Below are 12,699 nucleotides of genomic sequence, written 5' to 3'. Positions count from 1 at the left end.
GAAAACCTGACTTTTTGAACTCGCATTTAAAGGAGAGAACTATGCAATATTCAAAGGGTGAGCTGCGCAGAGCGAAAACGCTGGAACTGATTAAGGCGCACGGAAAAATATCGCTGCAGGAAATTATTGAAGCCGTCGGCTGCTCGGAAGCGACCGCAAGACGCGATCTGGACGTGCTGGAGAAAGCGGGCGGAATCATCCGTACGACCGGCGGAGCCATTTACGAAGGGGCGTTAACGCCGTCGGCGGCGGAGCTGCCTTTTGCCGCCAAACGCGATTTCAAACGGCAGGATAAGGAGCGGATTGCCGAAGCCGCGGCCGCCCTCGTTCAGGAGGGAGACATTATCTGCCTGACCGGGGGAACGACGACGTTTTTTATTGCCAAAGCGTTGAAAAAACACCGCAATATTACGATTGTCACCAATGCGGTGAACATCGCTTTCGACCTGGCCGACGCCGAAAGCATTCAGGTTGTGGTAATCGGCGGCGTGATGCGGGCCAAAAGCTACGAGCTTAGCGGTCCGCTGGCGGAGAATGTGATCGATAAAATCAACATTACCAAAATGTTCCTCGGGGTGGACGGAGTATCGCTGAATCACGGCTTTACGATGCATTCCGAGCTTGAAGCCCGGATTGCCCAGTTAATGATGGAACGTTCCAGCGAAGTGTATGCTGTATTCGATCAAAGCAAGCTGGAGAAGAGCGCTTTGTTTACCATTACTCCCTTGAATCAAGTGACGGGGGTAATCACGAATAAGCAGCCGGAGGGATGGTTTGAGCAAGCGTGCCGGGAGCAGCAGATTGCCGTATATACACCCTTAGACCACACTGCTCCTATTTAAAGAGGTTGTTCAAAAAGTCATCTTTTGATCACGAAGCAGCAGGTCAGGAAGTGGTCTCGACGTCGAATCTTGAATTCAGCCGGGACTAAGCGGATGCTTCCGAAGCATGTTTCCTGCGGAAACATTTCAGGTGCTCACGTACCCAAAACGTACGCTCCTCTGTCCCTAGCTTCATCCGACCTAAAGCGTTTTGAAAAAACGCACATCGTAAGGCATAAGCTTCGGTGCTGAAAAGCCGACTTTTTGAACTCGCACTTAAAGGCGCCCCAATCCTCAAGCAACCTCCCCTTCAAATGCTGGCTAATTTGCAGGAGATAAGGGGGATATGCGAATGCGGTTTTCGAAGTTTATGCTGATCATTGCGGCGGTTTGCGTTGTATTCGCCGCAGCGGGCTGTGCAGGCCCCTCCGCTTCCGGCGGCGATACATCCTCAGGCACGGAAGGCAAGGTGAAACTGGTCTTTTGGAGCCATCAGGAAGACGCAATTGTAAATGCATACAAAAAACAGATCTCGAAGTATCAAGCCTTGCACCCCGATGTGACGATCGAATATCAGACTTTTCCTTATGACGTGTACAACCAAAAGCTGAAAGCTTCATTTTCCGCGAACACCCCGCCCGATATCGCCGAGCTGTTCGGCACTTGGGTTCCCGGATATTCCAAGAACGGTCTGCTCGTTGAAATCCCCGATAGCGAAACTGTAAAAAAAGCGTACTATGACGCTCCCCTCGGCGGGTATTTGCGCGATGGCAAGCTGTATGGTCTGCCGCTTGAATACAACATTGAAAACGGCGGCATGCTGATCCACCCGCAAATGCTGAAGGAACAGGGCTTCGACCAGCCGCCTTCCACCTGGGCGGAACTGGTCGATTACGCCAAAAAGCTGACCGTCCGCGAAGGCAATGTCATTAAAGTGAAGGGCTTCGACTTTGTATCGTCGGACAATATCACGTTTACTTTTCTGTCGCTGATTCTGCAGCAGGGCGCCGGTTTCTGGGGAGAGGACGGGCATGTGAACTTCCACACTCCTGAGGCGCAAAAGGCGATGTCCGCTTTGGTCTCGCTCGTAGCCGACGACAAGGTCGCCGATTTGACCACGTTTGGCGGGGAGCTGGACACCTCCGATTATTTTTTTCGCGGGAACTCGGCCATGACCTATCGCGGCCCTTGGACGATATCCGCCGGATTGAACAACTATAAGGTCAGCGATTTTGAATATGTGCCCGTACCGTCTTTTACGGAGAACCCGCCCGCCTTTGCCGCCGAATCCGGTTGGGGCCTTGCGGTGGCGAAGGAAAGCAAGCAGCCGGAGGCCGCGCTTGAGTTTATCCGCTTCATCACGGAGAAGGACAACCTTGAGGAGTGGAATACGGACACCTTCACCGTTCCGGCCAAAAAAGAAATCGCCGAAGACCCTGAATTCCTGAAAAAAAATCCGTATATGAAAACCTCGCTGGAAATCTTGCCGCTTGGCCAATGGATCGGCCCCGTGGCCGACCGCGATTACTTCTTCAAGCAGGTCAACGACCATTTTCAGCTGATGGCCAGCGGAAGCCTGAGTGTGGCGGACGGATTGGCGAAAATCGAAAAGGCCATCAACGATAACCAAGATCAACATAAGTGATAGGGGTGTTCGGGCATGAGTGCTGTTGTACCGACCAACAAGACGGATAGGATAAAAGTGACGGGAAAGGCGGCGGGGTACAGAGCCAAGCGGAGGTTCATCCTCATTTCATTGGTGCCGATCCTGCTCCTGTTCGGGGTGTTTGCGTTCCTTCCCATCGCCTGGAGCCTGGGCTTGTCCGTTTTTAAGTATGACCCGCTTAGCTCCAAGGCGCTGTTCGTGGGGGCGGACAACTATATCCGCATGGCCCGGGACGCCGTTTTTCTGAAGTCGCTATGGGTCACGTTCAAATTCGTAACGATCACCGTGCTGATCAATATCGTCATCACGCTGTTGATCGCCTCAGCCATTCAACGGGTCAGCATCCCCTGGCTGAAAAGTTTGTTCCGTACCGTGTTTTTTCTTCCGACGATCGCCCCGCTGGCGGGAACGGCCATCGTATGGAGCACGATGTTCAATTACAACAACGGCTTGTTCAACATCCTGCTGGCCAAGCTGCATATGGCCCCGATCCAGTGGCTCAGCGATCCGCATTATGCGCTTTATTCCGTCATTATGATGACCTTGTGGGCCGATATTGGCTATAATATCGTTCTTTTCATCGCCGGGCTGGATTCCATTCCCGACATGTATTATGAAGCGGCGATTCTGGAGGGCGCGGGCCGGTGGCATATCTTTTTCCACATCACGCTGCCGCTGCTGCGCAGAACGCTGCTGTTCGTCTCCGTGACCACGGTCGTTTCCTATTTCCAGGCCTTCCCCCAGTTCCAGATCATGACGAAAGGGGAGCCGTTCAACGAGACGCGGGTGCTGGCGCTGCACATTTACGATCAGGCGTTTGCCAATTCGAATATGGGATACGCCTCGGCGATGGCGACCGTGTTTCTTATGATCATTTTGCTCGTGACCTTGCTGCAGTTGAGATGGGGACGCACCCAGTGGGAGCATTGAGAGGGGGAGAAAAAGCCTATGCCGTATAAACGCAAGTATTGGGACGGGGTGCTTATCGCTGTCCTGGCCATTGCAGCCTGTATCATGCTGCTGCCTTACGCCTGGATGGTGCTGTCTTCGCTAAAAAGCAATATGGAAATCGTCTCGGGCTCCGGCGGGTTGTTCCCCCGGCAGCCCAGCCTGGAGGGATACCGGACGGTGTTCCGGGACGCGCCGTTTGTCACTTGGCTGTTCAACAGCTTGGCGACCTCCGTCATCATTACGGTCATGACCTTGTTCACCAGTTCCCTGGCCGGATATATTTTTGCCAAACATCGATTTAAGGGAAAAAGACTGTTGTTCATCCTGATCCTGGCGACGATGATGATTCCGTTCCAGGTGATTATGATCCCGACTTATCTCATTACGGCCGAGCTGGGGCTCATCAACCATCTGATGGCGATCGTTCTGCCTAATCTGGTTAGCTCCTACGGGGTGTTCCTGGCCAAGCAATTCATCGAGGAGATTCCGCAGGAGCTGCTGGAAGCGGCCAGAATGGACGGCGCCGGCGAGTTCAGGCTGATGCTCCGCATCGTTTCGCCGCTGATCCTGCCGATGCTGTCGGCTTTGGGCATATTCACGTTCATGAACTCCTGGAACAACTACCTGTGGCCGCTGATTGTATTAAATGATGAGAGCAAGATGACCGTTCCGCTTGCGTTGGTTTATTTTAACGGAACGCATATGGTCAATTACAACGTCGTCATGTCCGCGGCGGTTCTGATTACGTTGCCGGTTATTATTGTGTTCCTGATCTTCCAGAAGCAATTCATAAAAGGCCTGACCATGACAGGCATGAAATAAGGAGCGAGGAGAAGAGCTATGACGAAAATTTCAATTATCGGTGCAGGCAGCGCGTTTACCCGGGACATCGCCATGGATATCCTGTTGATCGAAGGTTTGGAGGGCGGCACGATCGCCCTGGTCGATATCGACGAGCGCCGGCTGGAGCTGGCACGCAGGCTGGTGCGCAAAATCGTGGAAATGACGGGGAAACGGTGGGAGGTGATCGCCTCCACGGACCGCAGGGAGGTCATCGGCGGCTCGCAGTTTGTGATCAACCAGATTGAGGTCGGCGGGCTGGAGACGGTTCGCTACGAATATGAAATTCCCTTGAAATACGGGGTTAATCAATGCATTGGCGATACGTTGGGACCAGGGGGGCTGTTTAAAACGCTGCGTACGCTTCCCAGCTGGATCGAGATTGTCCGGGACGTCGAAGAGCTGTGTCCGGACGGCATGATTTTGAACTATACCAATCCGATGTCCGCAGTTACGCTGCTGACTTCACGCATCACGGATTTGCCGGTGGTCGGCCTCTGCCACTCCATCCAGAACACGTCCGCACAGCTGGCGGAATATGCCGGGGTCCCATATGAGGAGATGTACTGGAGAGCCGGGGGCATCAACCACATGTCCTGGTTCGTGGAGCTGACCCACGGCGGGAAGGACCTGTACCCCGTGCTGCTGGAAAAAATCAAGGCCCCCGAGCTGCTGCGGCAGGACCCGGTGCGTTTTGACGCGATGAAATATTTGGGCGCCTTCGTCTCGGAATCGAGCGGCCATTTCTCGGAGTATATACCGTACTATCGGAAACGCCAGTCGCTTATCGATTTGCACTGCAATGCCGGCTATAACGGGGCCACGGGTTTCTATGCCGACAATTGGCCGATTTGGCGCAAAGAGAACGATGAAGAGATCGTTCGGCAGCTCGAAGGCACGCTGCCGCTCGAAATGCGGTCGAGCAATGAATACGCGGCGGTGATTATCGAAGCCGTATTAAAAAACGAGCCAAAGGTCATTTACGGCAACGTTCCGAACCGGGAGCTGATCGAAAATCTGCCGGCGGACGGCGTGGTCGAGGTGGCCTGCCTGGTCGACCGCAGAGGCGTGCAGCCTACCCGTTTCGGGAGACTGCCGGAGCATTTGGCCGCATTGTGCCGCTCGAACATGGCCTTTTTTGACCTGGCGGTGGAAGCCGTGCTCCGGAACGACAAGGACATGGCCCGCCACGCGCTGATGGTGGACCCGCTGACCGCGGCCGTTTGCTCCCTGGACGAAATCGGCAGCATGTTCGAAGAGTTGTATGAGGCGGAACAAGGTTTTGTTCCGGTGTTGAAATGATGCGATCGCAAGGGACTCAGGAGACAAGGCCCGTTGTGGTTGTCGCCGGCGAACTGAACGTGGACATCATTGTGTCCGGCGGGGATGTCATGCCGGAATGGAACCGGGAGAAGATGGTCGACGGCTTCGAGGTTGTGCTTGGTTCCTCCTCGGCGATCACGGCCTGCGCGCTGGCCAGCCTGGGGGCGGACGTGAGGTTCGTCAGCGTGGTGGGGGACGACGACTTCGGCGCCTTCTGTACGGGCGAGCTGCGGCGGATGGGCGTTAACACCGAGCATGTAACCCGGCTGCCGGGCGTCAAGACGGGGGTGACCTTGTCCTTCTCCACGCCCGCCGATCGCGGGCTGCTAACCTACGCCGGCAGCATCCCGCTGCTGTCCCCGGAGTATATCCCGGACACGCTGCTGCGGCAGGCCCGCCATCTGCATTTCGGCTCCTATTATTTGCAGGACGGCATGAGACCGCATTGGCTGGAGCTTTTTGGACGGCTGCGCGCGGACGGGACCAGCACGTCCTTTGATACGGGGTGGGATGTGGCCAACCGGTGGGATCGCGACGGCATCGGCGCGCTGCTGGCGGAAACGGATCTGTTCATTCCGAGTGAGGATGAACTGCTGCATATCTTCCCGGCCGACAGGGTCGCCAGTGTGCTTGAATCCATGCTTCCTCCCGTGGCGGGGCTGGTGGCGGTCAAGCAAGGCCCCAGAGGCGCGTCGTTGCGCCAGCCTGACGGAAGCGTGATCTCGGCCGGGCCGTACGCGGTGACCCCGGTGGATACGACGGGAGCGGGCGATTGCTTTAATGCGGGGATCATTTACGGCTATCTGCTCGGCCGCTGCGGTGAGGAGCTGCTGCGATTCGCCAATGCCTGCGGGGCGCTGTCGACGCTAGGCCTTGGCGGCACCGGAAGCCTGCCGACCGTGGAGGACGTCCTACGTATGCAGGCAGGACAGGCGTAGTGAATTTGTGGTATAATGACTATACCAAACAAAGGGAGATGAGGAATGATAATGAAATTCCGGAAAATATTACTGGCGAGTTTGAGTCTGGGGTTGGCTTTAGGACTTGGTTTGGCGGCCGGAAATGCGCAGTCCCCTTCCGCCTCCGCGGCCGGCACGGAATTCTATGTGGCGACGAGCGGCAGTGACTCCAACGCGGGAACGAGCGACGCGCCGTGGAAGACGCTGCAGCATGCGGCCGATGTGGTCCCTGCGGGCAGCACGGTCTACGTCCGGGGCGGTGTGTACAATCAGAAGCTGAAGATCACCCGTTCCGGCTCCGCTTCCCAGGGTCCCATTGTGTTCACCAACTATGGCAACGAGACCCCCATCATTGACGGCGCTGGACTTTCGGTCAACGGAAGCGAAGGGCTGATCGAGCTGGAGGATGTCAATTACGTTACCGTTCAGGGTTTTGAAGTCCGCGGGTTTACTACGGCTTCCAAAAATGCGGTGCCTGTAGGCATTTATGTCCATGGCGCTGGCGGTTTCATTAATCTGTCCAACAACAAAGTCCATGACATCAAAAACACGGCTACCCCGAGCGGCAGCGACCGGCTGGGCCGGGACGCCCACGGCATCGCGGTTTATGGTACAAAAGCTCCCGATTCGATCCACGACCTGACGATCAGCGGCAATGAGCTGTACAATCTTGTGCTGGGCTCCAGTGAAGCGCTCGTTTTAAACGGCAATGTGGACGGCTTTGAGGTGACCGGCAACCTCGTCCACGATAATGACAACATCGGGATCGATCTGATCGGCTTTGAGGGAACCGCCCCGAAGACCGCTTACGATCAGGCGCGGAACGGGCTCGTGAAAGGCAACCGGGTGTACAACAATTCCGTTAAAAATAACCCGTCTTACGGGAAAGACGACAACTCGGCCGGCGGCATTTATGTGGATGGCGGCAAGGACAGCATTATCGAGCAGAACTACAGCTACAGCAACGACATCGGCCTCGAAATCGCCTCCGAACACGCCGGCAAATCCACCAGCAATATTACGGTGCGCAGCAACGTGATTTATAACAACCGGCTGACCGGCATCGCCATGGGCGGTTACGACGATGAGCGCGGCTCTACCGTAAACTGCAAGATCGTCAACAACACAGTGTACAAAAACGATACTTTGAACGATTATAACGGCCAACTGCTCGTACAGTACGATACACAAAACAACGTGATCAAAAACAATATTTTCGTGGCCAACTCCACGGATGTTTTGATCTACAATGAATACACCAAAAACACCGGCAACGTTGTGGATTACAATTTGTATTTTGCTCCGGGCGGCACCTCGGAAGCGACTTGGACCTGGAAAAATAAAGAATATACGGGATTCTCCTCGTATCAAAAGGGAACCGGCAATGATGCGCATTCGCTGTTTGCCGATCCCAAATTCGTGAACGCCGCGAACGGCGACTTCCATCTGCAGTCATCGTCTCCGGCAATCGATGCCGGGAACACGGACACCGCCATCATCGGAACCGAGGATATTGACGGGGAGCCCCGCGTAAAAGGCAGCGCCGTGAATATCGGCGCCAACGAATAAAGTTTATTTTAGCACAACTACTTTGGTTACCTCAAAAGCCCTCTGACTCAAGAGGGCTTTTGTTTATTTAGTTTAAAGAATTTATTACTCAACATTCGCCGAACCAAAATCGGCTTAACCGCTGACTAATTATTTCCCCTGGTCGGATGGCGGGCAAAAGTGTGCTTGACCGGCTTGGCTCCCACCATTAATGCAAATCATACAACTAACTTTATATCCATTTATCTAATCATTCGTTTAATTGCATTTCATACAACTACATCCTCGTCTTTTTGCCTTTTCTTCGAAAGATAGTGGAGTAATTGCAGGGTTTACACTTAATCAATTGCTGTGGCAGGATCTCCGGATATGTAACTGTACATTTTGCAACTATTTAACGCGGTCTGGCTTCTTAGGGAGTACGTCGATAGACGTTTTTCTTATGTTAATCCATGTACCTCATTCAAAAAAAGTTATCTGCTGCTATGTGACAAATGTCCCGCTATAAACTTTAAGTTGCTACTCCAAAGGGATTATTTCTTGAGACTTCCATTGTTTGGGATATGCATTGTGAGTATAATATCAAGAGCCATAGAGGTAAATATTACCTTTTTATTTTGAAATAAAACCTAGTTTTCGGAAAGGAAAGCAAACGATGAGCATGAAGGTGGATACCGGGAAATTAGAAGAGCTCTCCGCGAAGCTGAAAACACTAGGCAATCAAGTAGAGAACAGCGAGCGCAGGGTTTATCAAGATTTATCCAGGTTAGTGCAAGATGTACGAAGCGAATACGATGAACGGTCTGTTCAACGAGCACTGGATGAAGTGAACAACAGACTGCGGAATATTACGAAATTGGCGAAATTAGTAACCGATGAACTTTACGAAAAAGCTGGCGGACTAAAACAAGCGGCACAGGCCTACCTGGATAGTGAGGAAGCAGCCAACAGAGCTACACAACAGAAATTTATCCCGCCTTCTTCTTACTACTCGAAGGATGGAGTTATCGCCGGTGAAGGCTCATCAGCCTACTTGAAGGATCCCTTGTTCGAAGACCCGGTGGTGCAAAAGCTGCACGCACAAACCCTCAACGGTACGGAAGAGGGGCAGGAAGAAGCCAAGCGGCAACTGGACAAGATTTTTAAAGCCAGATACGACATTGCCCGGGCGCAAGTAGCCTATTCCGTTTATCAAGCATTTAATAACAAGCCATTGATGGATGGGGCGCATAAAGAGGCGGAAAGGCTTAGAAAAGTGTTGAAGGACCTGGGAATTAGTGAAGGCTTTTACGAGGAAAACGTAAACTTAAGCGGACTTTATAAAGAATCGCCTATCTCGGCTTGCTCTTACGATCCTTCGTTTCGGATCACGAAAGACGATAAGTTTGTACCGGTTCTGATTCCGCAGGATAACCAGTATACATATTTGTTAGGCTTGGCCATGAAGGAGGGGCCCGAAGGTGCCTGGGCCAAGGCTCAGCTGAACGAAATACATAAACTGCTCACCGAAATCGGCCGGGCCCAAGCAGCTTGGCATGAATATAAAGCGAAAAACATGCAAAACGAAATGAACGGCGCGCATGCGTACGTGGAGAAACTTAGATTAACATTGAAGGAAAAGCATTCCATGTCTTCGGAAATGGTGGATGATGCCGATTATAAGATACTGTGGACGGGGACGGGGGTTGCGGGGAAGGCCTTAAAGGATGAATCCAGAGAGACAGAAGTTTTAGAAAAATTGGATCTGACCGCACTAAGTAAAATGAACCTAAATATTAAAAAAATAAAGAATAAAAAAGAAAAAGTTCAGGCGTTATACGAGCGTAATAAGTGGCTATTGCCTTATATAACAAAGGATCTTTCAAATAAGGATGTTATGAATTCCTTGAAGAAATTTCAGCAGCATTATTCAAAATACAAACAGAGATATGTGTCTGTTTCCCAAAAAACCGGCGTGCCCCCTGAATTAATAGCGGCCATCCACTGGCGGGAGGGCTCCGGTGACTTTAGTAAGTATCTACATAATGGAGATCCGCTCGGGAAAAAAACAGTAAACGTTCCAAAGGGAATATTTTTTACGGAATGGGAGGATGCGGCAATTCATGCTCTGAATTTAAAAAAATACGTCCGAGATACTGTCGGGATTGACGGTTCTTCTAAGGATATTGCTAAAATGATGACTTTTGCGGAGTATTACAATGGCCTAGGATATATCAATCACAAGGTAAATAGTGTATATGTGTTTAGCGGTACAAATATACCGTTAGAAGGGAAGTATTATAAAGATAGAGTTTTTACCTACGGTCCTGTAGTCGATAAAAATCCTGGTGTAGCAATCATGTTATTGTCCATTTTGGAAGTACCAAGCCAAACGGGTGCTCCATCCAGTCAGCCTCTGCCTTCGGAAACAAGTAAATCACTTCAAGCTGCCGTTAAAGGGATTGAAGCTGCAAGGGAGCAGGTACTGGAATTAGCCAAACAGTTCGAGGGAAAGGTTCCATACTATATGGACGGAAACAGACCCAAATATATGGATCCAAAGTCACCGCCAAAAGCAATGGATTGCTCGGACTTTACTTCGGCTATTTACCGGACGGTTCTGCGCGACCTGAAAGTTGGATCGAATATCGACATTGGGGCCAATACCGGCACTCAAATTAAATCCGGATTAGAAGTATGGACGAAAGGAAAAGAGGGTGCGGGAGCATTCGATGTCTCTGATTTGAAACAGGGTGACCTGGTTTTATTTAATTCGCCCAATTCGTCCCAGGTTGGTCATGTAGGGTTCTATCTGGGAGACGGGAAATTTATTCACGAGAGCGGAACAAACAAAAAGGGTGGAAATGTGAAGGTCTCTGAACTTAAAGGATATTGGCTGACGACCCAAAAGCCTATAGCCGTCCGTAGAATTATAGGCGATGATGGGATTGTTTATAGTCAAAACGGTAAAAAGGTGGGGAGCATCAAATGAAATTTAAATCAATGATATTAGTACTGATTACCCTGTGTTTATTTACCCTGACGGCTTGTGAGCCAAAGACTTCTCAATCCGGAGGGGAAAAGGCAGGTAGCAATACCAACATTCCTACTGACACGGAAACGTTCGGTAATACCGATTCCTCTTATGATCTTAACAATCCGGTTTTTTTAAAGAAATTCATAGCATATTTTGATATGGACAAAGACATGCTGATTGAAAAGTTAGCACAAGATTATGAGGAACTTCCTATAGAAGAAACGGATTCGGATACAGGCCTAACTTCACTCAAGCTTGAAAAGGCCGGTATGATATTTCATTTGACAGGTGATGATGGGGTGCCGGTAAGCCATGTTGATATTAACGGCGCCAGTCCTATTCATTACACTGAAGCTAGAAGTAATATGTCATTTTCGGATATTATGAAACGAGCCGGTGAAACCATGATCTTGGCCGAGCCATCTACAGAAAATGAAGATCGGAAACAGTTTAGCATCATTTATCCTTTACAAGGAGTAAGTGTTGTTTTTATTGCGGATAACGTATATGATAACTCCTCAAAAATGAAAGTTAGCTCCTGGGGGTACTATGATGTTGAGCCTACATTGCTTAGTCCGAGAGAGATCCATACGCTTTATGGTTTATTTACAATCCCCGAAACATGGGTAGGGAGAATATCCCTTGAGGATTTAGTAAATAAGCAAGTGATTTCATTTTTAAATGAGCGGGGATCGTTTCCATTAATTCAAATCGAATCATTAAATTTAACGGAATGGAATGATCTCAAACCAAATCAACGAGACAGCTATCAGATCGTTTCAAAAGGTGATGACTGGGTCGTCGTTGCCAAGATTTTATCTCAGGAACCAAGTAATAAAGAAGATGCTCAAGTTTACCAGTCCATGCAGAAAGAAGTTAAAGGAATGTTGGCTACTTTTAAACCGGATAATCAGGAAGATGAATCGAATGGTTCTAATAATATTGCTTCTTACTCATGCAACAATGAAAACATGGCCGAATTGACTCAAGTGGGGCAAGTTTCACAAATATTTGAACAGTTCTCTCTGGAAAAATGGGAAGATCAATCCGAAGCGGGTATGGATGAAGCCTATTCGGAGTTTGGAAAGTGCTTTACAACAAAAGTAAATGAAATGGTAGCAGATGATGGCACCCTGAATAACTTGGTGAACAAATTGAGAGCAAACATCTCAGATCTTAATTCGGATTGGTATGAATATCAATATTATTTGAATGGCGGAGGAACGATGTGGTCGCATATGTCAACAAGACAAGGAAGCATGATTGATGCGGCTATTTATGGGCACCTGGTACAACTGCAGTCAAATGAAGGCCAGAGGGCTAATAAAGAAAAATATAGCGAATTACTGCAACAACTGTCCGAATATCGGGAGCACTACAATCAAACTTCCGCCCAGGCCATGAACGACGAAGATCAAACGAGTTTGGAAGAGGTTTCAGAGAGATTGGTAAGCTCGTACGATAGACTTGCAACCGTTTTGAAAGGTATTGCTCCGAATCAAGCCGGCGTGGATTTGTTGCAGTTTTTGGTAGGGTATGATGAGGGAGAATAAGTCTGAACCTCGAAGGTGTTAT

At 50.4% G+C, this 12,699-nt stretch carries 9 protein-coding genes; all 9 read left to right on the top strand.

The genetic code is table 11. The features are described 5' to 3' along the window. Positions 1-41: 41 nt before the first annotated feature. The 9 genes from NYE69_RS01410 (at position 42) to NYE69_RS01370 (ending at position 12,677) form a co-directional block, all read left to right on the top strand. Positions 42-842, top strand: a complete 801-nt coding sequence (locus NYE69_RS01410; RefSeq protein ID WP_326047533.1) for a DeoR/GlpR family DNA-binding transcription regulator — start codon at positions 42-44, stop codon at positions 840-842. Between the two features lie 331 nt (positions 843-1,173). Further along, positions 1,174-2,466 (top strand): ABC transporter substrate-binding protein, encoded by a 1,293-nt coding sequence (locus NYE69_RS01405; protein WP_326047532.1) that lies wholly within the window; start codon positions 1,174-1,176, stop codon positions 2,464-2,466. Positions 2,467-2,481: 15 nt separating this feature from the next. Beyond that, positions 2,482-3,417, top strand: a complete 936-nt coding sequence (locus NYE69_RS01400) for a carbohydrate ABC transporter permease (protein ID WP_326047530.1) — start codon at positions 2,482-2,484, stop codon at positions 3,415-3,417. An 18-nt stretch (positions 3,418-3,435) separates the two neighbouring features. Next, the gene (locus NYE69_RS01395; protein WP_328272577.1) at positions 3,436-4,260 is read left to right on the top strand and encodes a carbohydrate ABC transporter permease; all 825 of its coding nucleotides are present in this window, start codon (positions 3,436-3,438) and stop codon (positions 4,258-4,260) included. Between the two features lie 18 nt (positions 4,261-4,278). Further along, complete coding sequence (melA, locus tag NYE69_RS01390; protein ID WP_326047528.1) at positions 4,279-5,580, top strand: alpha-galactosidase; 1,302 nt, start codon at positions 4,279-4,281, stop codon at positions 5,578-5,580. Between the two features lie 35 nt (positions 5,581-5,615). Continuing rightward, entirely contained in the window at positions 5,616-6,539 is a 924-nt protein-coding gene (locus NYE69_RS01385; protein ID WP_326047527.1) for a carbohydrate kinase family protein, read from the top strand. 51 nt (positions 6,540-6,590) lie between these two features. Next, positions 6,591-8,129 (top strand): right-handed parallel beta-helix repeat-containing protein, encoded by a 1,539-nt coding sequence (locus NYE69_RS01380; protein ID WP_326047526.1) that lies wholly within the window; start codon positions 6,591-6,593, stop codon positions 8,127-8,129. Positions 8,130-8,763: 634 nt separating this feature from the next. Further along, positions 8,764-11,079, top strand: a complete 2,316-nt coding sequence (locus NYE69_RS01375; RefSeq protein WP_340923082.1) for a C40 family peptidase — start codon at positions 8,764-8,766, stop codon at positions 11,077-11,079. Next, entirely contained in the window at positions 11,076-12,677 is a 1,602-nt protein-coding gene (locus NYE69_RS01370; protein ID WP_328269820.1) for a hypothetical protein, read from the top strand. Before NYE69_RS01375 ends, NYE69_RS01370 begins: the two co-directional genes overlap by 4 nt. The last annotated feature ends 22 nt before the right edge of the window (positions 12,678-12,699 follow it).

Origin of the sequence: Paenibacillus sp. FSL R5-0527 (assembly GCF_038008055.1) — a bacterium.
In the GTDB taxonomy this organism is placed as follows: domain Bacteria; phylum Bacillota; class Bacilli; order Paenibacillales; family Paenibacillaceae; genus Fontibacillus; species Fontibacillus macerans.
Note: the sequence above shows the minus strand (reverse complement) of the source record. Positions and strands in the feature narration are given on the sequence as shown.

Bases quoted from the DNA above. Each gene is read 5' to 3' on its own strand.
- NYE69_RS01410 (WP_326047533.1), top strand. From the start codon at position 42: ATGCAATATTCAAAGGGTGAGCTGCGCAGAGCGAAAACGCTGGAACTG.
- NYE69_RS01405 (WP_326047532.1), top strand. From the start codon at position 1,174: ATGCGGTTTTCGAAGTTTATGCTGATCATTGCGGCGGTTTGCGTTGTA.
- NYE69_RS01400 (WP_326047530.1), top strand. From the start codon at position 2,482: ATGAGTGCTGTTGTACCGACCAACAAGACGGATAGGATAAAAGTGACG.
- NYE69_RS01395 (WP_328272577.1), top strand. From the start codon at position 3,436: ATGCCGTATAAACGCAAGTATTGGGACGGGGTGCTTATCGCTGTCCTG.
- melA (WP_326047528.1), top strand. From the start codon at position 4,279: ATGACGAAAATTTCAATTATCGGTGCAGGCAGCGCGTTTACCCGGGAC.
- NYE69_RS01380 (WP_326047526.1), top strand. From the start codon at position 6,591: ATGAAATTCCGGAAAATATTACTGGCGAGTTTGAGTCTGGGGTTGGCT.
- NYE69_RS01375 (WP_340923082.1), top strand. From the start codon at position 8,764: ATGAGCATGAAGGTGGATACCGGGAAATTAGAAGAGCTCTCCGCGAAG.
- NYE69_RS01370 (WP_328269820.1), top strand. From the start codon at position 11,076: ATGAAATTTAAATCAATGATATTAGTACTGATTACCCTGTGTTTATTT.